The sequence below is a fragment of the Peribacillus muralis genome (assembly GCF_001645685.2).
Lineage (GTDB): Bacteria > Bacillota > Bacilli > Bacillales > DSM-1321 > Peribacillus > Peribacillus muralis_A.
Map to the genome: position 1 here is coordinate 3,651,941 of NZ_CP017080.1, position 25,969 is coordinate 3,677,909.

The 25,969-nt window shown below is 43.5% G+C and carries 26 protein-coding genes and 3 riboswitches; of the genes, 12 read left to right on the forward strand and 14 right to left on the reverse strand.

What is annotated here, in order from left to right:
• Positions 1 to 17 precede the first annotated feature (17 nt).
• A complete protein-coding gene (locus tag ABE28_RS17760) occupies positions 18 to 1,166 on the forward strand; it encodes a CAP domain-containing protein (protein ID WP_306807301.1) in 1,149 nt (382 codons plus the stop codon).
• Between the two features lie 62 nt (positions 1,167 to 1,228).
• On the opposite strand, the gene ABE28_RS17765 is transcribed toward ABE28_RS17760, so the two are convergent.
• From ABE28_RS17765 to ABE28_RS17775, 4 genes are all read right to left on the reverse strand, one after another.
• Positions 1,229 to 2,422, reverse strand: coding sequence for a nucleoside transporter C-terminal domain-containing protein (locus tag ABE28_RS17765; RefSeq protein ID WP_064466109.1), 1,194 nt, complete (start codon positions 2,420 to 2,422; stop codon positions 1,229 to 1,231).
• A gap of 163 nt (positions 2,423 to 2,585) precedes the next feature.
• Positions 2,586 to 2,686, reverse strand: a riboswitch (purine riboswitch).
• Positions 2,687 to 2,870: 184 nt separating this feature from the next.
• Positions 2,871 to 3,620 carry an alpha/beta hydrolase gene (locus ABE28_RS17770; RefSeq protein WP_064466110.1) on the reverse strand — a complete coding sequence of 250 codons (750 nt, stop codon included), beginning with the start codon at positions 3,618 to 3,620 and terminating at the stop codon, positions 2,871 to 2,873.
• 372 nt (positions 3,621 to 3,992) lie between these two features.
• A complete protein-coding gene (locus ABE28_RS25170) occupies positions 3,993 to 4,217 on the reverse strand; it encodes a hypothetical protein (protein WP_156775815.1) in 225 nt (74 codons plus the stop codon).
• 227 nt (positions 4,218 to 4,444) lie between these two features.
• Complete coding sequence (locus tag ABE28_RS17775) at positions 4,445 to 4,987, reverse strand: VUT family protein (protein WP_064466111.1); 543 nt, start codon at positions 4,985 to 4,987, stop codon at positions 4,445 to 4,447.
• A 51-nt stretch (positions 4,988 to 5,038) separates the two neighbouring features.
• Positions 5,039 to 5,081, reverse strand: a riboswitch (PreQ1 riboswitch).
• A gap of 204 nt (positions 5,082 to 5,285) precedes the next feature.
• Between ABE28_RS17775 and ABE28_RS17780 the strand changes: the two genes are divergently transcribed.
• Complete coding sequence (locus ABE28_RS17780) at positions 5,286 to 5,471, forward strand: SRPBCC family protein (protein ID WP_064466112.1); 186 nt, start codon at positions 5,286 to 5,288, stop codon at positions 5,469 to 5,471.
• A gap of 254 nt (positions 5,472 to 5,725) precedes the next feature.
• On the opposite strand, the gene ABE28_RS17785 is transcribed toward ABE28_RS17780, so the two are convergent.
• The gene (locus ABE28_RS17785) at positions 5,726 to 6,325 is read right to left on the reverse strand and encodes a hypothetical protein (protein WP_064466113.1); all 600 of its coding nucleotides are present in this window, start codon (positions 6,323 to 6,325) and stop codon (positions 5,726 to 5,728) included.
• 160 nt (positions 6,326 to 6,485) lie between these two features.
• Between ABE28_RS17785 and ABE28_RS17790 the strand changes: the two genes are divergently transcribed.
• Together ABE28_RS17790 and ABE28_RS17795 are read left to right on the forward strand one after the other, a co-directional pair.
• Positions 6,486 to 7,055 (forward strand): TetR/AcrR family transcriptional regulator, encoded by a 570-nt coding sequence (locus tag ABE28_RS17790; protein WP_064466114.1) that lies wholly within the window; start codon positions 6,486 to 6,488, stop codon positions 7,053 to 7,055.
• A gap of 43 nt (positions 7,056 to 7,098) precedes the next feature.
• On the forward strand, positions 7,099 to 7,446 hold the full coding sequence (locus ABE28_RS17795) for a DUF4260 domain-containing protein (RefSeq protein WP_064466115.1): 348 nt from the start codon (positions 7,099 to 7,101) through the stop codon (positions 7,444 to 7,446).
• A 43-nt stretch (positions 7,447 to 7,489) separates the two neighbouring features.
• Here ABE28_RS17795 and queE read toward each other — a convergent pair whose 3' ends face one another.
• From queE to queC, 3 genes are read right to left on the reverse strand one after another with little or no spacing between them, the layout of a single operon-like run.
• Complete coding sequence (gene queE, locus ABE28_RS17800; RefSeq protein ID WP_064466116.1) at positions 7,490 to 8,218, reverse strand: 7-carboxy-7-deazaguanine synthase QueE; 729 nt, start codon at positions 8,216 to 8,218, stop codon at positions 7,490 to 7,492.
• Positions 8,211 to 8,681, reverse strand: a complete 471-nt coding sequence (queD, locus tag ABE28_RS17805; RefSeq protein ID WP_083232264.1) for a 6-carboxytetrahydropterin synthase QueD — start codon at positions 8,679 to 8,681, stop codon at positions 8,211 to 8,213. Before queD ends, queE begins: the two co-directional genes overlap by 8 nt.
• Entirely contained in the window at positions 8,681 to 9,346 is a 666-nt protein-coding gene (gene queC / locus ABE28_RS17810; RefSeq protein ID WP_064466118.1) for a 7-cyano-7-deazaguanine synthase QueC, read from the reverse strand. Before queC ends, queD begins: the two co-directional genes overlap by 1 nt.
• A gap of 55 nt (positions 9,347 to 9,401) precedes the next feature.
• Positions 9,402 to 9,444: riboswitch (PreQ1 riboswitch) on the reverse strand.
• 169 nt (positions 9,445 to 9,613) lie between these two features.
• On the opposite strand from queC, the gene ABE28_RS17815 reads away from it, so the two are divergent.
• The 8 genes from ABE28_RS17815 (at position 9,614) to ABE28_RS17845 (ending at position 18,136) form a co-directional block, all read left to right on the forward strand.
• Entirely contained in the window at positions 9,614 to 11,293 is a 1,680-nt protein-coding gene (locus ABE28_RS17815; protein WP_083232129.1) for a methyl-accepting chemotaxis protein, read from the forward strand.
• A 340-nt stretch (positions 11,294 to 11,633) separates the two neighbouring features.
• A complete protein-coding gene (locus ABE28_RS17820; RefSeq protein WP_064466119.1) occupies positions 11,634 to 11,846 on the forward strand; it encodes a hypothetical protein in 213 nt (70 codons plus the stop codon).
• Between the two features lie 741 nt (positions 11,847 to 12,587).
• Positions 12,588 to 13,769 carry a poly-gamma-glutamate synthase PgsB gene (gene pgsB, locus ABE28_RS17825; RefSeq protein WP_064466120.1) on the forward strand — a complete coding sequence of 394 codons (1,182 nt, stop codon included), beginning with the start codon at positions 12,588 to 12,590 and terminating at the stop codon, positions 13,767 to 13,769.
• Positions 13,770 to 13,784: 15 nt separating this feature from the next.
• Positions 13,785 to 14,234 (forward strand): poly-gamma-glutamate biosynthesis protein PgsC, encoded by a 450-nt coding sequence (gene pgsC / locus ABE28_RS17830; protein ID WP_064466121.1) that lies wholly within the window; start codon positions 13,785 to 13,787, stop codon positions 14,232 to 14,234.
• A 10-nt stretch (positions 14,235 to 14,244) separates the two neighbouring features.
• A complete protein-coding gene (locus ABE28_RS17835; RefSeq protein WP_064466122.1) occupies positions 14,245 to 15,489 on the forward strand; it encodes a CapA family protein in 1,245 nt (414 codons plus the stop codon).
• Positions 15,490 to 15,582: 93 nt separating this feature from the next.
• Positions 15,583 to 17,157 (forward strand): gamma-glutamyltransferase family protein, encoded by a 1,575-nt coding sequence (locus ABE28_RS17840; protein WP_064466123.1) that lies wholly within the window; start codon positions 15,583 to 15,585, stop codon positions 17,155 to 17,157.
• A 62-nt stretch (positions 17,158 to 17,219) separates the two neighbouring features.
• Entirely contained in the window at positions 17,220 to 17,384 is a 165-nt protein-coding gene (locus ABE28_RS25175; RefSeq protein WP_156775817.1) for a CapE family protein, read from the forward strand.
• Between the two features lie 119 nt (positions 17,385 to 17,503).
• Complete coding sequence (locus ABE28_RS17845) at positions 17,504 to 18,136, forward strand: poly-gamma-glutamate hydrolase family protein (RefSeq protein WP_257390619.1); 633 nt, start codon at positions 17,504 to 17,506, stop codon at positions 18,134 to 18,136.
• A gap of 12 nt (positions 18,137 to 18,148) precedes the next feature.
• On the opposite strand, the gene ABE28_RS17850 is transcribed toward ABE28_RS17845, so the two are convergent.
• The 6 genes from ABE28_RS17850 to ABE28_RS17875 form a co-directional block, all read right to left on the reverse strand.
• Positions 18,149 to 19,351, reverse strand: coding sequence for a C40 family peptidase (locus ABE28_RS17850; RefSeq protein WP_064466125.1), 1,203 nt, complete (start codon positions 19,349 to 19,351; stop codon positions 18,149 to 18,151).
• 277 nt (positions 19,352 to 19,628) lie between these two features.
• Complete coding sequence (locus ABE28_RS17855) at positions 19,629 to 20,294, reverse strand: hypothetical protein (protein WP_064466126.1); 666 nt, start codon at positions 20,292 to 20,294, stop codon at positions 19,629 to 19,631.
• A 24-nt stretch (positions 20,295 to 20,318) separates the two neighbouring features.
• Positions 20,319 to 21,674, reverse strand: coding sequence for an arsenic transporter (locus ABE28_RS17860; RefSeq protein WP_064466127.1), 1,356 nt, complete (start codon positions 21,672 to 21,674; stop codon positions 20,319 to 20,321).
• Positions 21,675 to 21,899: 225 nt separating this feature from the next.
• The gene (locus ABE28_RS17865; protein WP_064466128.1) at positions 21,900 to 23,981 is read right to left on the reverse strand and encodes a methyl-accepting chemotaxis protein; all 2,082 of its coding nucleotides are present in this window, start codon (positions 23,979 to 23,981) and stop codon (positions 21,900 to 21,902) included.
• A 481-nt stretch (positions 23,982 to 24,462) separates the two neighbouring features.
• The gene (locus ABE28_RS17870; protein WP_064466129.1) at positions 24,463 to 24,945 is read right to left on the reverse strand and encodes an SRPBCC family protein; all 483 of its coding nucleotides are present in this window, start codon (positions 24,943 to 24,945) and stop codon (positions 24,463 to 24,465) included.
• A 331-nt stretch (positions 24,946 to 25,276) separates the two neighbouring features.
• Entirely contained in the window at positions 25,277 to 25,792 is a 516-nt protein-coding gene (locus ABE28_RS17875) for a YfiT family bacillithiol transferase (RefSeq protein ID WP_064466130.1), read from the reverse strand.
• Positions 25,793 to 25,969 lie beyond the last annotated feature (177 nt).

Sequence of the window (25,969 nt, forward strand, 5' to 3'; positions counted from 1 at the left end):
ATTTCAAATAGAGCGGAGTGAATTATTTGCAGAGATTATTTAATATAGTTGTCCTCATCCTCCTGCTCGGTGCCTTTTGGCATGGATATGGCAAAGACATTCAGGAGTCTGGGGTCAAGGCGGGAGTTAGCTCCTTTGCATCCGATTTCCACTCGCTCATAAACGGGCCCGAGGTTTCGAACGCCCTGGAAAAGCTGAATACAGGCGTCACCAACCTGATGGGGGCGCTAACCGAAAAACTGGACTCCGCTACCGATAAGGAGCGCCCAGAAACGGAAAAAGTGAAAAAACCAGCACTGGAAGCACCAGCTGAAGCCTCCTTCTCGGTCCGTAATATTGAGTTGGGCGACTCGAAGGACAAGGTTGAAAAACTAGCTGGAGGGGCGCAGCGGCATACGTTGAACGAATATGGAGTTGAATGGTACACCTATCACGAAAATTACCAAAACTTCTTCATGGCTGCTTATGATACAGACAATAAAGTCGTCGGTTTATATACGGACCAGGACTTAATTTCCTCGAAGCAAGGGATAAAACGCGGCACACCTAAAGCAGACGTGGCTGAAAAACTGGGGGAGCCGATTACCAAACTGTTAAAAGGAAACGTCTATTATCAAATCAAAAGCGATGGCGAATACGAGATGTTTGAAATGGATAAGAGCTATGTGACGATTTTTTATGACAAACATGAAAACGATACCGTCACATCCATCCAAATTATCGACGCCGATCTCGAAAAGCAAAAAAGCAGTTATTTTGCAGCTGCCAGCACGGAACTGAAGCAAGGATTTGAATACCAATTATTCGATTTGACCAATGCAGCCCGGGTCAATCATGATCTCTCCGTGCTCTCCTGGGATAAACGGGTCAAAGTCACTGCCCAGGACCATAGTAAGGATATGGCCGTGAATCAATATTTTAACCATACCAATCTTGAAGGTAAGTCTCCTTTCGACCGGATGGAGGATGACAAAATCAAGTTCCGAATGGCCGGCGAGAATCTGGCTGCCGGGCAGAACAGCAGCATCTTCGCCCATGAAGGCTTGATGAATTCCATTGGGCATAGGGAAAACAAATTACAGAAGGACTTCCAATCACTCGGTGTCGGGGTTGCTTTCGATAAAGAGCAGAAGCCTTATTATACGGAAAACTATTTGAGGAAATGAACGAAAAAAAGGAGTGCGCCCTTCATGGAATGGGTGCACTCCTTTTCATTTTCACTCGTACATTACCAAACGAATAAGCCTACGACCATGGCACTTAACAAGGAAACGGCCATTCCGCTGACCAACAGTTTCCAAACGTTCCTTCCGATGATATTCGATTTCTCATCACTAAGGATCGAATTGAAGGTTCCATAGATCATCCCGACTGTGCTGAAGTTGGCAAATGACGTCAAATAAGTGACCGCAACAGCGACTGTATGAGGTGGCAGGCTGCTGATTTGATCTTTTAAATCGAGCAAGGCGACGAACTCATTCGTAGCCAGCTTGATCCCCATCAATTGGGCAACATACATCGCATCATTTCCAGATAATCCGAGCAGGAAGGCAAAAGGACTAAAAATTATGGAGAAAATCTTTTGGATCGTCAAGCCATCAATGAAGAAGCCGAAAATGCCATTCAAAGCTGCCGTTAACGCCACATAACCGATAACCATCGCCATGATAACGAAGACCATCTTGGCGCCGACCAGCATGCTATTCGAAATGGTGGAAAAGAAATCTTTCCGTTCCTCTTTGGCGGGTACGTATACGACATCTTCCTGTTTACTGACTTCGACGGGATTCAGCATGTTAGCAATCAGCAAGGCGTTCAAGCAGTTCAAAGGAATTGCCACAAATACGTAGGTTGCCGGGACCATCGATAAATAGGCACCAATGATCGAGCCACTTATGCTGCTCATGCTCATGATTCCAAAGGTCAATAACCGCTGATCCTTTATCGCTCCGAGCTGAGTCCGGATAACGGCAAGTGCTTCCGTATTCCCAAGGAACATCATCTGGATGGAAAAGAAACTCTCAAGCTTTGGCAAACCGGAAATTTTCGAAATGAGCCAACCCACTTTATCAATGATCCAAGTAAGGATGCCGAAATAAGACAAAACATCAAAAAACGTAATAATGAAAATGATTGGCATTAAAGCACTAAAAAAGAAATCCACTTGTTCATTTGCCATAATGGAAGGAAACACGAAAGAAATCCCTTCATTTGCACATTCAATTAACCAAGTGAAGAAGGAAGCAATCAGATTAATCACCCATGCCCCGATTTTAGTCGATAACATGAACCACGTGATAAGCAATTCAAAAACCAGCAAGGTAAGGATGGCTTTCCAATTAACTCTCCTTTTATTGGGTGAACAAAGGTAAACGATGCCCATTACAACTAAAACACCTAGTATATTCAATAAGAAATACATGCTTTCATCCCCTTTGTTTTATCATTTCCCATTCATTATAAAAAAGCCCTTACCTTTTCACACTTTCAGCCGCAGGAAGAAAGTGTGAAAAAGCAAGAGCCTACATCGAAACAAGGTGAAGTGCTGATCATGAAGCCAACCAGCCTAAACCCGTTCATCTCTTCCATTTATCATACTTCCTTGTAGTCCGGCATTACGGCTGCCAGGTAGAAACTATCAGACCATCGTCACTGATATTATACAAGGATATTTTTTTAATGAATTATTAGGAAAGATTTATTTTAAAACACTTTATTTTCAATATCAATACGTTTCGTAATTGTTATATTAATATAAATATTTCGAAAAAGATGACCCCGCTCCTGACCTTATCTATTCGAGTTACATCCTCCACTCAAGCAAAAAAGCCACCATGATGATGGTGGCTTCATTTGACAGGTTTGTCCTCTTAAGCATGATACCAAGGCAGTGTATTCAAGAACCGGTATACATCCTCATACACCTGTTCACGCTCTTTGCCCAATGTAATGATATGGCCCGATTTCTCATACCATATCAATGATTTATGCTGTGTATCCACTTCATTATATATAATGGATGCACTATTTCTATAATCCGGGTCATCAAGACTTCCCTGTAACACTAGGGTCGGGGAAGTGATGAGATCCAGTTTATCAGCTGTATCATTAATCATATCAAGTGCTTCCTGCAAGGATGCCATCGGCTCCTCTTTAAGCTTATTCATTTCAGAGGCAACTTGTTCTGCATCTTTCCCCTCAAATTTCTTATAAGCTTGTGCATAACTGAGCATCCGATTATTTAAACGGTCTACATCATTCCCAATTGTAGGTGCACACATGGAAACGACCCCTGTAACAGGCAATTCGATTCCGACTTTCAATGAGAAGACACCGCCAAGGGAAATACCTACAACGGCAATCTCTTCGTAGCCCTCATCCTTCAAGTATTGATACGCATTTTCCACATCTTCCCACCACTGCTTCGGACTAGTTTGAACCAGCTCCTCCGCAGGCAAACCATGCCCGCTATATAGAGGTCCGTGGCAAGTATAATCACGATCATTCAAATATTTACCCAATTTTTTCATATCTCCCGTACTTCCGGTAAACCCGTGAAGTAAAAGGACTGCTCTATTTCCACCTCTGTATGTGAATGACTCAGGTGCTTTCACTTTCATCTAACTAGGACCTTCTTTCTGCTCTTGTTGATAAATAGAATCTAAATGATTTTTATCAAAAAATCAATTAATACCCCTTGAGTAGGGTTAACTTCTATCCTAATCCGTATTCTCATAGAACAAATCATTATCGGATATAGTAACCTTACACACTACATATAACTCATCCGTTCCGAAGCACATTTTACTATGATTAAATTTATTTAGCAATCGTCATTTAACCATTTTTTTTAGAAAAGTAAAATGCACCTTGTGATACGATGTACAACGAATGACACTTTACTGATGAAATCCGGAGACGTGAACCAACACTCTTACAAAAAAAAACAGCTCTATGGCTATGAAATGGAGAAGACACCCTCTGCCCCGCCCTTAAACGGATGGTAACAAGGAAGTTAATGAAATACCCGCGGAAAGAGTCCGAAAGCAGGAAATATTATTTCTCGCCAATTTCAGCTGTTTACTCGCCAATTCCGGTCGTTTACTCGCCAATTCCGGCTGTTTTCTCGCCAATTTCGGTCGTTTACTCGCCAATTCCGGTCGTTTACTCGCCAATTCCGGTCGTTTACTCGCCAATTCCGGTCGTTTACTCGCCAATCGGGCTTTCCCTCATGAATGTCGCTACCTCATATTTCCGGAATTTAAAAAAGGGCCTAATTTGGCCCTTTTGCCTCTAATTCTTTATGCTTGCGATAATTGGCGCAGGAGAGTTTCATGCATTCGCCTTGGACATGTGGTCCGTACTTTTTACGGAAGGCTTCCAGGCAATAGCATCTGTCTTGTTTCTTTTTGGATCCATCCATCAAGCGTTTCACTCCTCCTATTTAACCGGAGACTACGCGCTTCTCCAGCCTGATATGGATTCGTCCGAGCAGTAGGGCACCGATCGACTGAATGATCGTTTTTACGATGATTTGACCGATGATGGCTGCCGGTACGGCTTCCCATGGCAAGATGTTGGCACCGAGTGGGCTTAGGCCAATCACGACAAAAAGCACTGAATCGAAAAAGCCTCCAACGATTCCGCTGTAAAACACCCTCCAGCTCATCGGCAGCTTTAGTCGGGTGTAAATTTCCGTATCGGCCGTTTCTGCGACCACGAACGATAATGCGGAAGCGAAGACGATCAATAATGTATCCCCTAATAAAAATGATACACATGCAGATAATATTAGTGCGATGATGATGCAAAAATAGGTTTTCGCCCGGCCGAATTTATTTTGGACCAGATCTCGAAAGATGAACGTTCCCCCAATCAGCAACGTTCCCATCGGTATGATGAACATACCAAATTGTAAAGGCATAAAAGCTGCTGTCACCACATTTGCGGTGATGATGGATACTAAATACAGTAAAATTCTTAACATGTCTTACAATCTCCTCTTACAGAAAAAACAGCACCCTAAGAAAGAGTACTGTTCTCCTTAGTTTTTTTGAGAGGGTAGCTAGAACCTCTTCCGCCGAGCGGATCATTATTTTCCTTTTTTATCGTAGCTTGAAAATGATTGGAAATCAAGCAGTTTCCAGCTAGCTTAAAAAATGATGATACTCTGAAAGATGGGGACAAGACGATTACCTTAAAATATGATGAATACGCAGCCGAGGTCATGATTACTGTACCGGAAATCGAGGAAAAAAGGAAAATCACATTTTCTTGGGGAAACGATGGTTACCATCCTGTTAGAAGAAGTGGGTGCCCCAAGCACGAACGAATCAGGTTTGAAAGCCGATGACCCCGAGATCCTAAGCAAAATGATCGGCCAAAAAGAAGGGTGGGTATATACATTCACTTGCTTAAAGGGCCATCTGGAAAATGGCGTGCATACATTGTGGGCGTCCATCGTTTTTTAACATGGACTCATGGATTTGAGTCCATCACTTTTAGATACCTTCCAGGTTACCATCATCCGCTTCATCCCCAATGAGCATGAATTCAGTTGATAGTACTCGATTTCCTGGATGCACGATAAATATGTCTACTAGAGGGTCAGTTTTTTTAAAAAATGGGCGAGCGAATAAAAAAAAACCGTCAATACGAAGATTATTGAAGATAATATTCCTAATTTCTTTTTCATATTAGTCTCTTTCCTCCAATTTCAATATCCTCATTTTATCATATAAGGGTGATGATGGAATTGGATTGAATCGATTATGGGTTCCTTTTTTTCTGTTACCGACACGTTCATATCTCCCATGAATTGATCATGTACATATAGCTGTAAAGTCCAAATGCCGGTTTCATTAAATGTTAAAACCGTGGTCGCCATGGATACAGGAACATCAATGCATTCGCTATCAAAGCTGACTGGTTGCGGCGTATACGCTTTAGGTAATTCTTTGATGGGCGTTTTTATATTGATCAATACCCCTTTAGCTGAATGGCTTATTCCATCAGCATGAGTGGCCGTTACCTCTAGTTCGCCTAAGGGAATTTCTTCACCATTTCTCCAAAACAGCCATTCCAATACGATTTCCTGATCCACTAATAAGGGTTTATCCATATAGCCGAATTTTCGCTCCGTCCCCCTTAACACATGCAGCAGCATCACATCTTTCACTTTTTCTGTTATCGTGAATGTTTTTGACGCATTTAATGGATCGTAAGCGAATCCATCATCTTCAATACTCCATTCAGCATCGGCGTCGTTAGGAATTGATAAACCAACAAGCAGGAACAGAAATATAACAGCATGTTGTAATTTCATAGGTCTCCTTTCTAGGCTCAACGTTTACTATGTTAGACGAGGCAGGCAAGCTTTAGTTACATATATATGGAAATCTTTGCAACGCTCCGTCATTTGACAGTTTATAACAAATGGGTTATATTTTAATTGACCATTGGTTAATAAATAAGGAGGTGCTCTGATGTCACCAAGGAAATCGGCAGATAAAGAATTATCAAAGGAAATGATTCTGAAGGAAGCTAGACACCTTTTTGCCACCGTCGGGTATTCGAGCGTTTCCATGAGGCAATTGGCGAAAACATTGAATTGCAGTCACGGAGCCATTTATTATCATTTTAAAAATAAGGCAGAAATCTTTTATGGCTTGGTGAAATCGGATTTTTTCGCTTTAAATCTCTTAATCGATGAAATCCTGCTGTCCGACAATCTCCCTCAGCAAAAATTGGAAAAGGTCTTATTGTGCTTTATCGAATTCGGCTTGACTCAGCAAAATCATTATTCCATCATGTTTCTATCCAAGGAAAAGGAAATTCAGCATTTATTGCAAATCGATTCTACCAAGACCTATGAAAAGCTTATCCAGTCGATGGCAGAACTGACCGATCATAAACTCGACCCTGCGTCCATTTGGTCCATTTTCCTTTCTCTGCACGGCTTTATCACCTTTTATATCAATACCGATCTATCCTTCCAAGATGTAAAGGGTTTAGCGCAATTCCACGTAAAAAACATCACGAAGAATATTTTATAAATAACACTGACCATTGGTCAATTAACCTTCAGGAGGCTTGAATATGGTAAAGAAACTTCTCCATACCGAAGGGCTCATAATCTTTTTCGCCATGGTTTATGTGTATTCCTTATACGATTTCAGCTGGTGGATGTTCCTTTTGTTGCTTTTTTCCCCTGATGTTTCGATGGTGGCCTATCTGTTTGATGAACATGCAGGAGCAAAGGTTTATAACGTATTCCATACCTATACCCTCCCTATATTTCTGATCCTGTCGGCCATTTATTTAAGGCTGGATAACCTGTTGATGATCGGATTAATTTGGACGGCGCATATCGGCATGGATCGTTTTTTGGGCTATGGGCTTAAATACGCCACTTCATTCAAAGCTACACATATACAAAGAGTTTAAGAGAAAAGGCAGTGTGAATATGCTTCACACTGCCTCCTCTTCTTTACACGCCCCGCTTGTTGCCCCATATATAGGTATGCAGCTGCGGCAGAACCTTCACGTCATTCAATTCATCATCGGCTATCACTTTATCGATCAGCTCTTCATATTTTTTCAATAATCGGCCTATCAATTGCTGATCATCAGCCGTCCTGCTGTCGTCATTGCCGACCTGCAGATAAAAAGGAATGCCAGGGTACCTTCCATGTATACGTTTGGCATACTGGTAATCTTCTTCATTAAAGACGACGATTTTCAATGAAACATGATTGTTAGGGTTTCCGTCGGCAAGGTTCTCCATGATTCGATCGAGCACCGTAAAATCCGTGTTCATTCCGGAGCTCGGGGGCTTAGGTGATAAAGTCAATTCATCAATATCGAGAAACCAATCCTGCCAACGGCTGCCTTGTGTTTCGACACCGATTTTCATTTCATGCTCGTGCAGCAAGGCGATCAAACCGTTTAGATTTTTCAAAAGTGCAGGATTCCCTCCAGATATGGTCACGAAGGAAAAAGCCGAACCACCAATTCGCTTCAGCTCATCCCAAATTTCTTCTGCGGTCATTTGGACGGTATCTTCCTTCCCTGATCCATCCCAGGTAAAGGCTGAATCACACCAAGAACAGGAATAATCGCAGCCAGCAGTCCGGACGAACATCGTCTTTTGACCAATGACCATTCCCTCACCTTGGATGGTCGGGCCGAAGATTTCCATTACCGGAAGCTTACTCACTTTCCATCCACTCCCGTCTGGCCTCAGCATAACTGGTCGGTGTTTCATAGAGGCGGACAAATTCGACTCTTGCCCCCTGATAATCCTTTAACGAAAGGGCTTCGGCCATTTTTTCATATATCCAGACAACCATATTTTCAGCTGTTGTATTCATGGGCGGCAGCGTTTCGTTCAAATAACGGTGATCGAGGTGGATTTCAATCTCATTTTTCCATATTTCCTTCATATCACCGAAATCCATCATCAAACCTCGTGAATCCGTGTATCCGCTCACTCCAAAGATGACCTTATATGTGTGACCATGAAGATTCTTGCATTTCCCCTCATAGTCGTGCAGATGGTGTGCTGCGTCAAAAGTGAATTCCTTGCTGACCAATACCCGTTTCTTTGTATAGTTCAGCTGGCTGCGCTGTATATCTTCATCTATTTTTTGAAGCTTATCGACGATTGTAAAGCCATACATCATGAGAGGTCCCCCCGTCTGCTTACATAGTCGTCCAGTCCTTTTTGGCGCAGCTTACAGGCAGGACATTCTCCACAGCCGTCAGATATGACGCCATTATAGCAAGTAAGCGTCTTGTCACGGACGAATTCAAACGCGCCAAGCTGATCTGCAAGCTCCCACGTTTCTTCTTTATTCAGCCACATAAGCGGCGTATCAATTACGAATGACTGGTCCATCGACAAGTTCAAGGTTACGTTCATCGATTTAACGAATACATCTCGACAGTCCGGATAACCGCTGAAATCCGTTTCACAGACACCTGTGACAATATGTTTAGCCCCAATCTGGCTGGCAAGCACCCCGGCAAATGAAAGGAACAGCAAGTTCCTCCCAGGGACGAACGTTGATGGCAATTCGCCGTCTTCACCGTCCTCCACTGCAATGTCACTTCTCGTCAGCGCATTGGGCGCCAGCTGGTTCAGCAGCGACATGTCAAGGATATGATGGTTGATGCCCAGCTCCTTGGCGATCTGTTGGGCGCATTCGATTTCCAAGCTGTGCCGCTGATTATAATCGAACGTCACCGCCTCCACTTCCTCGAATCTTTCCATTGCCCAAAACAGACATGTCGTACTGTCCTGCCCTCCGCTAAATACAACCACTGCCTTTTCTTTCTTGTTCATTTCTATAAAACTCCTTTTTACGGAAAAAAACAGCACCCTAAGAATAGAGTACTGTTTCTCCTTAGTTTTTTTGAGAGGGTAGCTAGAACCTCTTCCGCCATAATGCGGAATATGCTATTTTTCCTAATTAATCGTAACTTGAAAACGGGAAGAAATCAAGATGTTTATAAATGGAGCAACTGGACCATTTCATACGATCCAATTAACATATTTCATTATTTTCCGATAAATAAGTGAACAAACTTATTGATAAAGGGGTCCATTCATTTGAGAAGCATTAGAGGAAAGATATTGGTGTCATTTTCACTCATCATATCATTATGTATCATCTTAGGAGCATTCAATATTTATAGCAGCAACAAGTCACTTGTACATTCGCAGGATATCATTGAAAGGGAGCTGCCCCTTCTGATCGAGAACGAAAAGCTGCTGAATAATCTCTCGCAAAGGACGGCGTTCGCAAGAGCTTATATTTTATACGGCGACGAAAGCTATAAAGACAAGTTCTTACAATATACCGAAGATAGCCAAAACATCCAGGACAATCTCTTGACCTTAAACGACTCGGAAAAAGCGAAGGATCTGATCGAGAAAAGCGTGGATTGGAAAACGATGATTGTCGATCGGGTGTTCCCACAATATGAAAAAGGAAATGAAGAACGTGCAAAAGAAATCCTTAAAAACGAAGTGGCGCCGATAAGCAATGAGGTAATGGAAGGCTTTAAGGGTCTTGCTTCGGAACAAGAGGAATTGATCGAAGCTTCAGGCGAAACCGTCATGGCCAGTGCGAAGTCAGTCAAGACGACAAGTATCATCATATCCATTGCCGTCGTCATCATTGGCGTGCTGCTCGCGGTCGTCACGGCCCACCTCATTACCGTCCCCCTTCTTAAAATCAGGGATAGGATGAAATTGGTGGCAGCTGGAGAGTTAAACCACGAGCCGCTGGAACGCAAATCAAATGATGAAATCGGCGAATTAACGGAATCTGCCAATCAAATGCAGAATAACCTGCGTGAAACGATCGAAAAAATGCTGGATGTATCCGAATCCGTATCCACCCAAAGCCAAGACCTGACCCAATCAGCTCATGAAGGGCAACAGGGCAGCAGGCAGATAGCGACCACGATGCATGAACTTTCGGAGGGCTCGGACTCGCAAGCCAACCGGGCAACGGAAATGGTTCGCATGATGGAGGATTTCACCAGCAAAATCGAACAGGCCCATCATGCTGGCGGCGCGGTATTCATGAGTTCAAACGAAATCCTTTCCCTTACGAAGGAAGGAAGCATTCTGATGCGCAGCTCCGTGCAGCAAATGAATACGATCGATACCATCGTCAAAAATGCCGTCGAGCAGGTGAAAGGGCTGGATTCCCAATCACAGCAAATCTCGCAGCTCGTTCAGGTCATCAAGGACATTTCCAACCAAACCAACTTATTGGCATTGAATGCCGCCATAGAAGCTGCCCGTGCCGGCGAACATGGCAAGGGATTTGCCGTCGTCGCGGATGAAGTCCGAAAACTCGCTGAAGAGGTCACACATTCCGTAGGGGATATTACCGAAATTGCAGGCACGATACAAACTGGTTCAAAAAACGTCGTCCGATCCTTAGAAGACGGGTATCGCCAGGTCGATGAGGGCACGAAACAAATCACCCTTACCGGTCAAACCTTTGAAACGATCAATCGCTCAGTCGAGGATATGGGTACGAAAATCCAACATATTACAGACGAACTGACCTACATCTCTACTAATAGTAGAAACATCAATACGGCCATTGAAGACATCGCAGCCGTCTCCGAAGAATCCGCAGCAGGAATCGAGCAGGTCTCCGCATCGGCTCAGCAATCCAGCTCGGCCATGGATGAAATCACTAATCATGCCGGCGAGCTCGCATCATCCGCTGTGCAACTGACTGAACAGGTAAAGAAGTTCCAATTATGACTTTAGCAAATTCCTGCCATTTCCAGGCAGGAATTTTCATTTTTTCCTCGACAATCGAATTGTTTCATCTCTTCCGATCCGGGGAATAAATAGAAGGTAAGCATTATCAGAATATTTAGTGTATAATGAATATACCTCAAGGAATATTCTACCCATTACAAAACCTAGGTATATGTATTGAGCAATTCAATATCACGATTTCTTACACAACGACCACCTCCAAGACTTTATTACCATATAAATCTATCTTTTTCTCCAAAATTGTAAAATAAGGTTAATTCTCACCAGTTTTGTGTTACTATTAAACCAAGACCTTTTAACCCCACAAGGAGGAATTCATATGAAGCATCTATTTAAATTCATAGCAGAGTTTAACAAAAGGAAAGCGCTGGAACGGGAAACCGACGAATTCTTTCGCAAAGAATACGAAAGCTATATGAAACTCAATCCTGAAACCGGAGTAAAAAGGAGATTAGCTCCTATGCTTTATGTTATTGAAGGTGGTAAAAAAGGCGCCGATCACGAGATTTCCGATCGAAAGAAATCCAGTTGACCCCCTTTCCTAAAAAATCATTTGTGAATGACGTACTCTGACAGCTCCAGTTAAATACAATATATAAACGAAAGCCCAGGAATCATTTCTGGGCTTTTTTTGTTTCTTCTATTAACACTATATTAATAGAAGAAACTAGGCATTTTTTAAAAAAATTGGATTAACTTTAGCGCATTTCATGTTTTAGGCAATCATGCACGAGGTATGACAATCGCTATTTTTTGTGTAAAAGCGCGAATAATCATAAAAAAAGAGCTGTGTTCTTTTACTCATCTTTACCCATATTCAAAAGAGTCTAAATAATTGAGTCGATGGATGCACTTTCTTACATTGAATGACAATCGAATAATTAATATTACACAAGCAGCAAATACATGGGTAAAAACAATTATCCACCTGTAATAAAGGTCACTTTCAAAGTACATTAATTATATAAATATAGTCATTAAGAATCGGGTTCAAATACTCATTATTTGACATTTGTTCTCTCAATATAGTGTTTCTATTACAACTGCCATATTTTAGTGTAAATAAATCAAGACATTCCACTGTTTCCATCCCTATCTTTGTGCTCATGAAACAATAAATTCCATTAGATACTATTACACTCCTATATACATTTATTTGAAAAAACCGAGAATAACTATATTGCGATAAAAAAATTGACCCTTGCCTATTAAGTTTAAAATCATGTAGTGTGTATTCAGTAATTCAAATATGCAAAAAAAGAGAGGGTAAAAAATGGCTCCAATACTTATATGTGCGATCTTTTTGCTTGGCTATGGCATAGTCGAACAAATACGCCATCAGAAGCGTCTCGACTCCATTCCCGTACGAGTGAATGTGAATGGGATCCGCGGAAAATCAACTGTAACGCGTCTGATTACAGGTGTAATCCAGGAAGCTAAATACAAAACAGTAGGAAAAACGACCGGAACCTCTGCTAGGATGATTTATTGGTTTACGGACAAAGAAAAACCGATTAAGCGCCGTCCGGAGGGACCGAACATTGGTGAACAGCGGCGTGTCGTCAAGGAAGTGGCTGATTTGGGCACGGAAGCACTAGTTTGTGAATGCATGGCCGTTCAGCCTGATTATCAACTAATCTTCCAAAATAAAATGATTCAAGCCAATATCGGGGTCATCGTGAATGTACTCGAGGACCACATGGATGTCATGGGTCCGACTTTGGACGAGGTTGCCGAAGCATTCACTGCTACCATCCCCTATAATGGTCATTTAATAACGATTGAAAGTGAGTATTTGGACTTTTTCAAACAAATTGCCAAGGAACGCAACACGAAGGTGATTGTCGCTGATAATTCAAGAATCTCGGAAGATTACTTGCGCGAATTCGATTATATGGTATTTCCCGATAACGCCTCACTTGCTTTAGCCGTAGCCGAGGCTTTGGGCATCGATGAAAAAACGGCCTTTCGCGGCATGTTACATGCACATCCCGATCCAGGTGCGATGCGAATCACCAAGTTCGGGAATTCAATCCAGCCAACTTACTTTGTAAATGGCTTTGCTGCAAATGATGCATCATCGACTTTGAACATCTGGGAACGTGTCAATACGTTCGGATACAGCTCAGAACCGCCTATCGTCATCATGAACTGCCGTCCCGATCGCGTGGACCGTACCGAGCAGTTTGCGAGAGATGTATTGCCTTACATAAAATCTACAATCGTCATTGCCATCGGGGAAACGACTTCACCGATCACCAGGGCATTCGAACAAGGTAACTTGGATACCAATGAGTATTGGGATCTAGAAAACTGGTCGACGGAAGAAATCGTTGCCCGCCTCGGCCCAGCCATGAAAAATCGCGTCGTATACGGTGTCGGTAACATACATGGTGCAGCGGAGCCATTAATTGAAGCATTCATGAAATCTAAAACAAAGCAAAAAGCGAGTTAAGTAGGAGGAACCTTAATGTTTGGATCGGATTTATATGTAGCCTTAGTATTGGGAGTAACACTTAGCCTTATCTTTTCAGAAAAAACGGGTGTCGTGCCCGCAGGACTTATTGTGCCAGGTTATTTGGCACTCGTATTTGACCAATGGGAGATCATGCTGGTCATCATGATCATTAGTGTCGTAACTTATTTGATCGTCACTCATGGCCTTTCGAGATGGGTGATACTTTACGGAAGAAGAAAATTCGCAGCCATGATGGTGACCGGGATTTGCTTGAAGCTCATATTGGACTTCGTCTATCCCGTCATGCCATTCGAAATATTCGAGTTTCGGGGAATCGGGATAATCGTACCTGGTTTGATCGCGAATACCATTCAAAGACAAGGAATGCCATTAACGCTTGGCAGCACGCTTTTATTATCCGGTTTAACTTTCGGTTTAATGAACGTGTATTACCTATTCTGAGGTGCATAAAATGAAACGGACTTTAAACGCTAAAGAAAAAACACTTATTTTTATTAAACGGACAAAGAAAAACAATCTTAAGTACGCTGGAATCATTCTACCTATCTTACTGATCGCCCTAGTCATCACCACGTGGATGGGACGGGCCGAGGAAGTGAAAACAGTCCCTCCCAAATCTGATCAGCCATCGACGATGACAATGGTCGGTGATGTGATGATGGGGCGTTATGTGGAGGAGGTGACGGAAAAACATGGGTATGACTACCTGTTCCGATACATGAAGCCTTATTTTGCCGATTCGGACTATGTCAGCGGCAATTATGAACACCCGGCATTGAAAGATGATGCCTCGAGCTATAAGGAAGCCGATACAGCCATCCGGTTAAACTCCAACAAAAGCGGAGTCAAGGCGGTTAAGGATGCAGGTTTTTCTGTCATGACCCTTGCCAATAACCATATGATGGACTTTGAGGAGCAAGGATTGCTCGACACGATTGATGAATTCAAACGTACGGATATGAACTATGTAGGTGCTGGGAAAAACACTGCCGAGGCTAAAGCCAGCATCGACTATGCAGATGTTAACGGCGTTCGGGTGGCAACTCTTGGGTTCACCGATGTTTATGGCAAGGACGCGGTACCGACCGATACTCAAGCTGGGATTTTGAATTCAAACCCTGATTTATTATTTGAAATGATCGGAAAAGCAAAGGATGCCAAGCAAGGCAATGCAGATCTGGTTGTAGTGAATATGCATTGGGGTCAGGAATATTCCACATCCGCAACCTTGCGCCAAAAAGACTTGGCTAAAGCGGTCATCGACGCGGGTGCTGACATCATCATCGGGCATCATCCCCATGTCCTGCAATCGTTTGACGTTTATAAGGACGGGATCATTTTCTATAGTTTAGGTAACTTCATATTCGATCAAGGCTGGACACGTACAAAGGATTCTGCCATGGTCCAATATCATTTGGCGGAGGACGGAAAAGCATCGATCGATGTCGTTCCCCTGCAAATTGAGGAGGCAACACCAAGGCCAGCCACTTCGAAAGCGGACCAATCCCGTGTTTACCGACAGCTGACGAAGGAAACGGGTAAAAACGTCCAGTGGTCGAAAAAAGCGGATCATATCGAAATCAACATGAACCACAAAAAGGTCATCGACCATAAAACACAGCGTGAACAAGAAGAAAAAGCGGCGGAAGCAAAAAAAGCTGCACAAGAGAAACGAGCAGCAGCTACCAAACAATAGAACATACAGCCCATGCAATAACGAACGATTGACTACGACGTGAACAAGAGAGACATACAACTTAGATACTCACCGAAAAAGGGGGATCCGCCGATGATTAACCATATGACAAAAAAAGTGCTCCTTTCCCTTTGCCTGCTCATATATATAGCAGGATGCTCGAAGTCGCCCCCTCTTTCTGACACGAATGAACCGATCGATCATAAATCATATGGAGTCAGCTCTTCCAGCCCGATAGCAATCGATGTCGGGATGAAGATATTGAATAACGGCGGTACGGCGGCAGATGCCGCCATTGCGGTGTCCTATGCATTGGGGGTAACCGAACCCTATGGATCTGGTATAGGCGGCGGAGGCGGCATGCTGATCGCCCCTAAGTCAGGCAAACCGAATTTCATCGATTATCGGGAATCCTCTCCGGAAGACCCAAGTTCAAGACACCAAACGGGAATACCCGGTTTAGTGGCCGGCATGCAGGTTGTCCACGATAAGTATGGAAGCGTACCAATGGAGGATCTCATCCAGCCGGCTGTTGATTTGGCACAGGATGGGTTTAAAGTGAATGAAATGTTAGCTGCACGCCTGGCCGAAGCCGAACCAAGGCTTTCATCCGATGAAACTTCACTGTTTTACCCGGATGGTGATGCTCTGGAACAAGGCGAAACGCTAAGGCAGGAAAAGCTTGCCGATACATTGAAGAAAATTCAGCAACAAGGCCCTGATGGTTTCTATAAAGGAGATATCGCCCGGGATATAAAAAAAGAAACAGACGTCGACTTGATGGATTTAAAGCGTTATGAAGTGAAAGAACGGAAGCCTGTCCAGGGAACATTTGCAGGTTATGACGTGTGGACGGCCCCTCCCCCCTTTTCCGGCATAACCGTTCTTGAAATGTTGAGACTTGCCGAAGAAGCGAACCTTGGCGATATAAAAAGCAAATCTGCTTATATGAAAGTGCTCGGGGCCATCACCAATACCGCTTACGGGGATCGGGTCAACCATATCGGGGATGGAACCAGTCCAGCTAAAGCTGAACAGCTGCTCTCCCCCATCCACTTGACCAATCTTACACATAAAATCAAAAATGACAGCTGGGATTATAAGGAATCCGATGAATCGGAAGAACATGAAAGCACCACACATTTTGTGATCATGGATAAGTATGGCACGATCGTTTCTACCACAAATACGCTTAGTAACTTTTTTGGATCTGGTGACTATACGAATGGTTTTTTCCTGAATAATCAACTGAAAAACTTCGGCTCCGACTTGAATGATCAAGAGGCTTATAAACGGTCCAGAACGTTCACGTCACCGACCATTCTCAAAAAACCAGGGCAGGAATCGATTGGGATCGGCTTACCCGGCGGAGATAGGATTCCCCAAGTATTGATGCAGGTCCTATACTCATATGCGGAAAAAGAAGGCTCTTTCCAGGATATCATCGACCGTAATCGGTTCGTGTTTGACGGAAGGAAAATTCATACAGAAACAAAATTACCAAATGAAACGATATCGGATTTGGAAGATTCCGGATACAAAGTCATTCATGATACGGACCCGATGTATTACGGCGGAGTACAAGTTCTCCTGAGAGACGAAAACACCGGACGATTAACGGGAGCTGGGGACAAGCGAAGGAACGGAAGCTGGAAGGCGCATCAATAAAGTCCAGTCCAGGCCGTCCTTTGACCATCATATGAATGTAGTGAATATAGGGAGACGAGACTATGAATATCGCAAAAAAAATAACAAGCTGGCTCATACCTGTTTTTCTCATTGCAGCCCTGCTTGTGACGATGAATACGTTCAAACGGACGGAAACTTTAACACATGACGAGCAAAAGAAAATCGAACAACATACAACGGTCAAACATGAAAAGGCGGGGCTTTGAACCCGAAAGCTAGATACGCTGCTACGAAGGATTGAGTCCGGTATTGCACCGGATTTAATCCTTTTGTTTTTGCCCGCAACGGGTATTATCAATGAAATGACCAATACCGGAGGATGAACATGACTTCAGCCAGCTACACTAATTTTGCCGAGCTTACAAAAAATGAACAAGAACTCTTCGATTTCCGCATCATTTCGCATCACAGGAATCCCGCCATTGCCGTTCTTGCCATCCATGGGGGAAATATCGAACCAGGCACCAGTGAAATTGCCGTCGCCCTAGGAGAAAGACTGGGCGCGAGCACCTATCTATTCGAAGGGCTGAAGCCTCGAGGCAACCAGATTCTTCATATAAAATCCAGCTTGTTCAATGAACCGAGCGGGCTCGCCATGGCGGCCAACGCACAGACCACACTTACCATTCATGGACACCGCAACGAACAGGCTTCAATTGTTTACATCGGAGGACGTAATGAAACCTTCAAAAACGTGATCCGACATTCCCTGAAAGAAGCTGGATTTCAGGCATATGACGCGCCAACGCACCTTTTGGGCATGAATGTTAGCAATATCGCCAACACCTGCAAAATGGGTGCAGGCGTTCAATTGGAGCTTTCCACCAAGCTTAGGAAAAGTATGTTCAAAGGTGATGACTTTAGCAGAAAGAACAGAATCAATCGCTTGGACCGCTTTCACCGCTTCGTTCACGCGCTTGAAAAAGGGGTGCTCACTTATAAACGGTTTATCAGGTGAAAAGGTTCATGTTTAGTAGATAAGGTTTTCGGCTTGACCAAAGCTTTCGAACTTCACGGCAAAATACCCTGATGAAAGATTGGAAATATGAACGCCGGCATTTTCGGTTGTATGGAGGAAGCGTCCTGCCCCCAGGTAAATGCCGACGTGAGTTACGCCCAGCCTTGCCCCGGTATCTCTAAAAAACACTAAATCCCCTGTTTTTGGATTATCGATTTTCGGTAGTAAGGAGAAGTATTCCTCCGCTGAACCGCGCTTTACTGAAAGGCCCTGCTCCTTCATGACCCAGTAGATGAATCCACTGCAATCCATTCCGATTCGGGGATCATCTTCCCCAAATGCATAGGTGAAGCCACGTAAAGTGTAGGCATACTTAATGACTTTCTCAGCTTTATCATAAGCAGCCTCCCGATTTACGTAAAACGGAAATAGAGGATTGCTGTAAATTTGAAGATACTGTCCTTTTATCAGTTCGCCAGCAGGGAGTGCATTGCGATTGTTGATCGTATTGACGGACACGCCGTAATTGTCCGATATCCCTTTAAGCGTTTCCCCGCTTTGGACGATATGCTCACCTTTTGGGGTATACGTTTTATAGGCCAGTTTATATTTTGCAAAATAATTTTCCGTACTCGATCTTACCTGGACCGTTTCTGCCCCGTATCCGGACTGAACGAACTGGTTCTTGCCGAGATAGATCCCAGCAGTCACGACCTTCAAACTTTCTTTTTCAAGAAAGAAAATAAGATCTCCTGCTTTCGGAGTCGATGTATCCATCCCTTGCTTATAAAAACCGTCCACCGTCAAACGGTCGATCGGAACCTTTTGCGCCGAAAGCACCCAATGAATCAATCCGCTGGAGTCAAAGCCCTTTACAGGCGTCTCTTCTCCGGCCACTTTTTTAAATCCCAAAAAAGTTTTCGCATAGTTGGCAATCCTTTTCCCTCTCTCCGACCACTGGTAGGCGGCAGGCGTGTAGGCCGTCCGGATGATCGTCAACTTCTGGCCGGCATATAGCTTGTTATCTGGCAGCCCATTCGTTGCCATTAATTGCTCCGCGGATATATGATAGTCCCTTGCAACCGAATCTACCGTTTCGCTAGAAGCTACAGTATGAACCCGATCTGCCGCCTCCGCCATCAAGCCAGGGAAAAAAATGAAACCAACGAGCATTACGCCTATAAGTACCCCGCTGCTTACTGTCTGTTTTAACAAATTATCCCCTCCTTCACGAACAAAATCCAGTAATCCCCAATGAACCTTATTACCTATCAAATTAAGAATCATACACCTTAATGCTTATTCACACCTCTAATATCGGTCAATAACATGAATCTTTTAGCCTATTAATCTTCTGAAAATACGTTTCACCTGATTTGTTTTTGGGCAGGATGCCGGACTGATGAAGTCAGGGGAAGCCGAATTGGATTTGCGCAATTAATGTAATGTAAAAGGGGGAAAGCCATATGGCTCTCCCACTCGATTGCTGATTTTAAGGCATGTACACGCTTTTAATATGGGCAAGCTTCAAAAACACCTGCTCGCCGCTTGCTGTCGTTAACTCGACCAAGTTATTCACTGCCGTTTTCAATAACCCTATTTTCATCGGGTCTCCCCCCCCATCAAGGACCACAAGCTTTCCTGCATTTTTCTTTAATTGTTCTTCCAAGGAGCGCACCATTGGTACGGCTGAAGGATTGACCGGAAAGCATTCTTTACTGAGGGAGTAAGGGATGGCATGTTGAGCATAAGGGGAAAGCCATTTAAGGTGATGCAGTGATATATACATCGTTTTGTATACAGGGGAGTAGAACGCAAAGTAGTCATTGAAAACATTAGTGATATAACCGTGCAGCGGAATGTGGCCCGCAACGTGGATCTCCGAATAAACCCCTTTTGCATTCATTAAGGTTTTTCGATAGGAAATCGAGCCCATGTCCTCCATCATCGGTGGATCGGAGGGATATGCAATCTCACTATCTATTTCTTTACTCAGATTCAATCGATGGACCTGCAGCATCGGAAAATATAGAAACCGCTCTCCATTAAAAAGCACGAGTATATCCATGCCCAGATCAGTTAATATTCCTTTGAACGTTTTTTTCCCCGAGAGCTGAACATCGATTTGCTTACCCAGCAATGCACCTGCATCACTCATTACTATCTCCTCCTAGAGGGTTATTTAACTGAAGATCATTTGGACCCAAAAATATAATAATAGCAGTGTCGCCACTGTAGTCAGTGGTATGACTATCAAGGATACACTTAAGTAATCTTTCCATGTTATTTTCACTTTATTCCGCTTCAGGATATGCATCCAGATAAGAGAGGCGAGGGTACCGATCGGCAACAACAACGAGCCCATGTCACTGCCGATTATATTTGCGAGATAGATGGTTTTTAAGGTGATTGGATCAAGTCCCATCTCCGTTAACGTAATCGTGCCTATCATTAATGCTGGATGATTGTTGAAGATGTTTGATAAAAGCGAAACCAACCCGCCCATGACAAAACTGGCACTCAATAATCCTTGGTTCACTATCGGTTCACAGAGCTTTATGAGGAGGGTTGTCAGTCCTACATTATGCAGTCCATAAATGATGACATACATGGAGAAAGCGAATATCAGGATGTGCCATGGAGTTTTCTTTAGGATATCGACAGGATGGGTCCGTAGGTGATACCATCTCCAAACCAGCAAAGACAACGAGCCAAGGACGGCAACCCATTCAATGGGAATGGATAGGTAAGATGCGACGAAGAGTAAACAGCGTATCACAAACACATACAGCAATACTTTCAGCATGAATATTGTTCGCTGCCGTTTCGTTTCAACCGTCATTTTCCCCTTTAAGGGGTGAAAGTTCCTCGTGAAGAAGCTTTCCTCGATGTCATATGAAAGCTCAGGCAATTTCTTGGGCAATTTTTTCCTGACCACCAGGAACATCAAGCATGACATGAAAAGCAGCCCCATGGTAGCAGGTACGAACATCATGGCTGTATGCATATAAAGCGTCATATGCACAATTTGCAAAGCGATTAAATTAACAATGTTACTCACACCAATCGGGGCACTCGAAGCAGTTGCAATCAATGCTCCGCTCAAAAGATAGGGAACCGCTTGGTGCGGCTTAAGCCTGAGATTTTTCAGGAGCAAGATCAATATGGGCGTTGTGATCAAGATGCTTCCATCATTATTGAATAGCAGAGTCATTAAAAAGCATAATAATTGAATGTACCAATATAGGCGATGACCCGAGCCTCTCGCAAGGATGGCGAGCCTTGCAGCCGCCCAGTGAAAAAAGCCGAAGCTTTCCAGAATGACAGCCATCACGATCGTTGCCATGATGGTGATCGATGCCCCGCCAATTTTACTGAGGATATCCAAAATGTCGCCATGGGATACCGTGCCGGATAGTAAAATCACCGCTGCACCGATTGAAGCTGGCCATGCTTCATTTATACCTCCCGGCCTCCATAATATGACGATCATTGTCATGACGAACACAAAAATAGCCATTCCAATTTCGAAATGCATGCTGTTCTCTCCTTTGGGCCTTGAGCCATTGGACCCTACTTGTCCAATTCCTATATGTATATTCCTCTTTAAGGAAAAGGAATGGGGTGCTGACCAGGCATATTAAATTGTACCTTTGTCCTTTTAGTGGAAATGTCCGTTTAGGAGAGATGACCAGAGCTGTTGGTACGCATGCCAAAAAGGGAAAACCATTAAGCGGTCTCCCCTTTTGCCTTTTCCGTGACTCTACTTATTTATTTGGAATTCTCCAAGCGTAGTCTCCAAATCATTTATTAATTGTGTTAGCTGACGGGTATATTGAGCAAGTTCATTGGATGAGGCAGCTTGCTCCTCCATCGATGATGCAATTTCTTCTGATGATGCCGTCGTTTGCTGGGAAACAGCGGTGATTTCTTCTATCATTTGCACGACCGTTTCTTTTTGTTGGTTGATGCTTTCAATCGATCGTGTTTCTTCCTGGATCGAAGTGGATATCCTCCCAATCGAATCCTCCAGCTCTCTCATCGCTTCACTTACCGTGATTACGGCATTTTTCTGATTCTTGCTGATTTGATTCGTTTCATTCGTCGTCCTTAACAGTTCCTCCGTATCGGACAGAATGCTCTGGATGATGACCTGAATGTTTTTGGTAGCTTCTTTGGAATCATCCGCCAAGCTCCGTACTTCATTGGCCACTACAGCAAAACCTTTGCCGGACTCACCTGCCCGTGCCGCCTCTATCGACGCATTCAATGATAACAAATTGGTTTGCTCCGATATTTTCGAAATGGCATTCGTCACATCGGAAATGGTTTTCGATTTTTCCACAAGTCTCAAACTCATATCGGTGACCGCCGTAAACGCCAGCTCCAATTTTTGATAAGAGGTTTCCAGTCCGCTGACCTGTTGTTTCCCTGATTCAATTTTTTCCGAAGCAAGCTCCAATACCGATTGGGTCTCCCTGGATTGCTTGGACAATCCATCGATTTCATCACTTAAAACACCGATCGTGCTCGCTCCATGCTCCACTTGTTCCGATTGATTGGACGCGCCCGATGCAATCTCGTCTATCGCGCGTGAAACATCCGTAATCGCCGAGCTGTTTTCTGCAGCTATTTGGCTTAGTCCGGCATTGGCATTCGTCACCGATTCGGCGTTACTGTTCACATTGGCAACCAATTTCCTTAATTTCCCGAGCATGGAGTTATAGCTTTTGCTCAAATCCCCAATCTCGTCATTCGAGTTAATCGCAAATTCGGTTACTAAATCTCCATTTGCCGTCTTTTCTATGACCTTTTTAAAGTCAGCCATGATTTTCGTTAACTTTCCTGCAAGATATAGGGCACATATCGTCCCGAATAAGAGACCTATTAGAATCGATATCAAGACGATTCCTTTAATATCAGCAAGCTTGGATTGGAGGATTTCGTCTGGTGTGAGCGCCAATACTTTCCAGTTCACACCGGCTACCGCACTCACTTCACCTGTATAATCCTCATCTCCCAGCGTCAAGGATTGATTGGCCACCGTTTCTCCATTATACAGGTCGGCCACCCACTTGAACTCCGAATCGAAGCTGTCTGTGTCCGTAATGAAATCCTTCACGCCTTCTTCCAGGCCGCTTTTTTCAGGATTCATATTCTTCCCGTCCATATCCTTCATGAAGGAACTTACGATAAAGCCTTGTGAATCCAAAATCACCAGACTGCTAGTCGAATCCTTTTCAATATTGGACCTCATTTTTCCGATCGTCGACAGGTCGATATCATAGCCAAGAGCTCCTGCCATTTTTCCGTTCACTAAAACCGGTGTGACAACAGAAGTCATGATCGTTCCTGAAGTCGTATCCTTATATACGTCCATCCATTTCGTTTCGGGCCTTTCCGTCAGCTGCGTATAGGTTTTTGTTTCCCTGGCGTCCTGATTGAACTCCATTTTGGGTGACGCATTCAAGGAACCGTCTTTCCCATCCATATAATAAACCGAAATTAAATCCTCATTATTTTTCTGGAATGCTTCAATTGTCTTAATGACATCCTTTATTGAATCACCACTGCTTACCTGGTTGGAGATTAACTGAGATAATTGTTCCAGCGAATTTTCATATGTAGCCATGCTCAGATTGATTTGTGCCGCGGCATTTTGTGCCGAGCTTTTATTGAGGGATATACTATCTTCTTTAAAAATGGAAGTCACCTTCACCCCCATTATCGAAACGGCAACGATTATAGCAAGAAAAACAGATACACAAATGAATAATAGCCATTTTACCCGAATCGATATCCTTCTTTTTACTTTCTCCTTCTTGTCAGCAGGTGAACTCCCCATAAACTTTTTCCTCCTTATAGCTTCATGCAATAACACAGTTGCAATTCATGATTAAAATGGATTATTCCTTAATCTCCATCACTTACTTTATTTTTCCACATAAACATACTATATACCTATTATATTATTGTCAATTACCAATTTTAACGATTTTGATGGGTCCAAAGTTTTGAATGCATTAAAAAACACTATTCAAACAGTGTGAATAGTGTTAAAACAAGCGGATATCACGCATTTCTTCCTCTATCACCTTTTTATTCCAAGGATTCATCGAGATGATCATTTTTCCATATATTACATGATTGCCAATAACTTCATCATTCCAATTCATGAATCAGCACTGCTCCAATTACGTATAAACGGATTAAACCCACGATTACCTTTCCGCTTCGTTCCCAATGCAAAAACACAGGCGGGCTGCCTGTGTTTAGTGTACATTCCTTCTTAATTTCTACCGCTCCTCCATTTTTCCATCCTTCCGTCAGCCCATCCGTTTGACGGCACGGATATATTCCTCATGCCACCTTTCCCATACATCCATCGGAAAGTCCATGGCACGACCAGCCAATACCGCCCTTAACATGTCGAGGCACACATGCCAGCCTGCCAAATCTTTTGATGTATGCTGATTGAGCTCAGGTATGGATTCAGTCAATACGAGCGAGCAGCCATCCTTGTCAGGATATAACTCGAAACGAACCCAGCCATCCCCCCATTCATACCCTAAAACGGCACGTTCACGGAAGTCCCTTATCTTCATATCAAATGATTTACCAGATTCGTCATTGAAATTGAATTGTATGTTTCCGCCTTTTCTAAGGTCCTTCATTTCCAGATTGGACATCCACTTCTCCAGCTTATCATTCTCCGTTAAAGCACCCCATACCTTTTCCACTGAATGATTGAATCGGCGCTCGAATCTAGCTATAATCCCGATCCCTTCTTTTTCGATTGCAGCCTGCACTTAAATCTCCCCCATCCATTTATTTATAATAAATGGTCAAATGAATTCGAGTTCCCGATATCACACCATCAGGAATTTTTCCTGCCGGAATGTATCCAAAAAAACTACAGGGTTTGAAAGGATTCGCTCTAGCGTGATTGAACATGCAAGCACCTTCGTCTGTAACGATTTTGGCACGCTCACTGTCCTTTTGCTTTGAACATGAATGCAACTGTACGCTCCGACTCTCACCCTGTAATTTTGCAACAAACGGAATGACACCAGGCTTTAAGGCACCACCCCAACAATGAGTAAGCTCTTAAAGATTTTTGAGCAGAATGAGATCATCATATTACCATCCCCGGCGCTTTGATAAAGAAGTAATATGAGCGAGATGGTGGCGGCCATGCCACGCATACATGCCGATATTCTCTCCGACCTTCACCTCGCCTGAATCAGGATGAAGAAAGGTCCGGTTCAGATCGTCAGCGGAAAGGCCCGATAAAAGTGTGTGCAATCGCCCATGGACCGCCTCTATTAGTGTTAGTGATATGTCCACTGGCATTCCATAGTCAGGCAGCTCTGCCCAGCGTCCCTGTTCATAAGGTTTAATGACTGGATTTTCTTCTGTAAGAGCAAGCTTAAAACGAATATACGCATTCATATGACTATCGGCCACATGGTGAACGACCTGACGCACCGTCCACCCTCCCGGACGATAAGCCGTATCAAGCTGCTCATCATCCATGCTGGCTACCGCCTCCTTAAGCAAGCTAGGCAAAGTCCCGATCTCCTTGATCCAGTCGTCGGCCATACTTGCGATTTCCCCATCAAAATGGAATTGCCCAACCGGGTATTTCAAATCCATCTACCTCTCCCCCTTGATGTTCCTCATTTTTTTTCACCTATATACATTCTTTATAGCTTAAGATAAATCCTTTATGTCCCCCTATCATCACCATTCATTATCGACGTCAATGTTTCCTTGCTTCTCAAGCAGGATTATTAATTTAAGACGTATACTATTTCCACTTTTAGCAACTAT

Excerpts from the sequence above, each read along its gene's own strand:
- ABE28_RS17780 (WP_064466112.1), top strand. The coding sequence starts at position 5,286 with ATGGTTACCATCCTGTTAGAAGAAGTGGGTGCCCCAAGCACGAACGAA.
- ABE28_RS17855 (WP_064466126.1), bottom strand. The coding sequence starts at position 20,294 with ATGAGTGATGCAGGTGCATTGCTGGGTAAGCAAATCGATGTTCAGCTC.
- ABE28_RS17770 (WP_064466110.1), bottom strand. The coding sequence starts at position 3,620 with ATGAAAGTGAAAGCACCTGAGTCATTCACATACAGAGGTGGAAATAGA.
- ABE28_RS17875 (WP_064466130.1), bottom strand. The coding sequence starts at position 25,792 with ATGGATTTGAAATACCCGGTTGGGCAATTCCATTTTGATGGGGAAATC.
- queC (WP_064466118.1), bottom strand. The coding sequence starts at position 9,346 with ATGAACAAGAAAGAAAAGGCAGTGGTTGTATTTAGCGGAGGGCAGGAC.
- ABE28_RS17840 (WP_064466123.1), top strand. The coding sequence starts at position 15,583 with ATGATTAACCATATGACAAAAAAAGTGCTCCTTTCCCTTTGCCTGCTC.
- ABE28_RS17860 (WP_064466127.1), bottom strand. The coding sequence starts at position 21,674 with ATGCATTTCGAAATTGGAATGGCTATTTTTGTGTTCGTCATGACAATG.
- pgsB (WP_064466120.1), top strand. The coding sequence starts at position 12,588 with ATGGCTCCAATACTTATATGTGCGATCTTTTTGCTTGGCTATGGCATA.
- ABE28_RS17785 (WP_064466113.1), bottom strand. The coding sequence starts at position 6,325 with ATGAAATTACAACATGCTGTTATATTTCTGTTCCTGCTTGTTGGTTTA.
- ABE28_RS17845 (WP_257390619.1), top strand. The coding sequence starts at position 17,504 with ATGACTTCAGCCAGCTACACTAATTTTGCCGAGCTTACAAAAAATGAA.
- pgsC (WP_064466121.1), top strand. The coding sequence starts at position 13,785 with ATGTTTGGATCGGATTTATATGTAGCCTTAGTATTGGGAGTAACACTT.
- ABE28_RS17795 (WP_064466115.1), top strand. The coding sequence starts at position 7,099 with ATGGTAAAGAAACTTCTCCATACCGAAGGGCTCATAATCTTTTTCGCC.
- ABE28_RS17820 (WP_064466119.1), top strand. The coding sequence starts at position 11,634 with ATGAAGCATCTATTTAAATTCATAGCAGAGTTTAACAAAAGGAAAGCG.
- ABE28_RS17865 (WP_064466128.1), bottom strand. The coding sequence starts at position 23,981 with ATGGGGAGTTCACCTGCTGACAAGAAGGAGAAAGTAAAAAGAAGGATA.
- ABE28_RS17835 (WP_064466122.1), top strand. The coding sequence starts at position 14,245 with ATGAAACGGACTTTAAACGCTAAAGAAAAAACACTTATTTTTATTAAA.
- ABE28_RS17790 (WP_064466114.1), top strand. The coding sequence starts at position 6,486 with ATGTCACCAAGGAAATCGGCAGATAAAGAATTATCAAAGGAAATGATT.
- ABE28_RS25175 (WP_156775817.1), top strand. The coding sequence starts at position 17,220 with ATGAATATCGCAAAAAAAATAACAAGCTGGCTCATACCTGTTTTTCTC.
- ABE28_RS17765 (WP_064466109.1), bottom strand. The coding sequence starts at position 2,422 with ATGTATTTCTTATTGAATATACTAGGTGTTTTAGTTGTAATGGGCATC.
- ABE28_RS17775 (WP_064466111.1), bottom strand. The coding sequence starts at position 4,987 with ATGTTAAGAATTTTACTGTATTTAGTATCCATCATCACCGCAAATGTG.
- queD (WP_083232264.1), bottom strand. The coding sequence starts at position 8,681 with ATGTATGGCTTTACAATCGTCGATAAGCTTCAAAAAATAGATGAAGAT.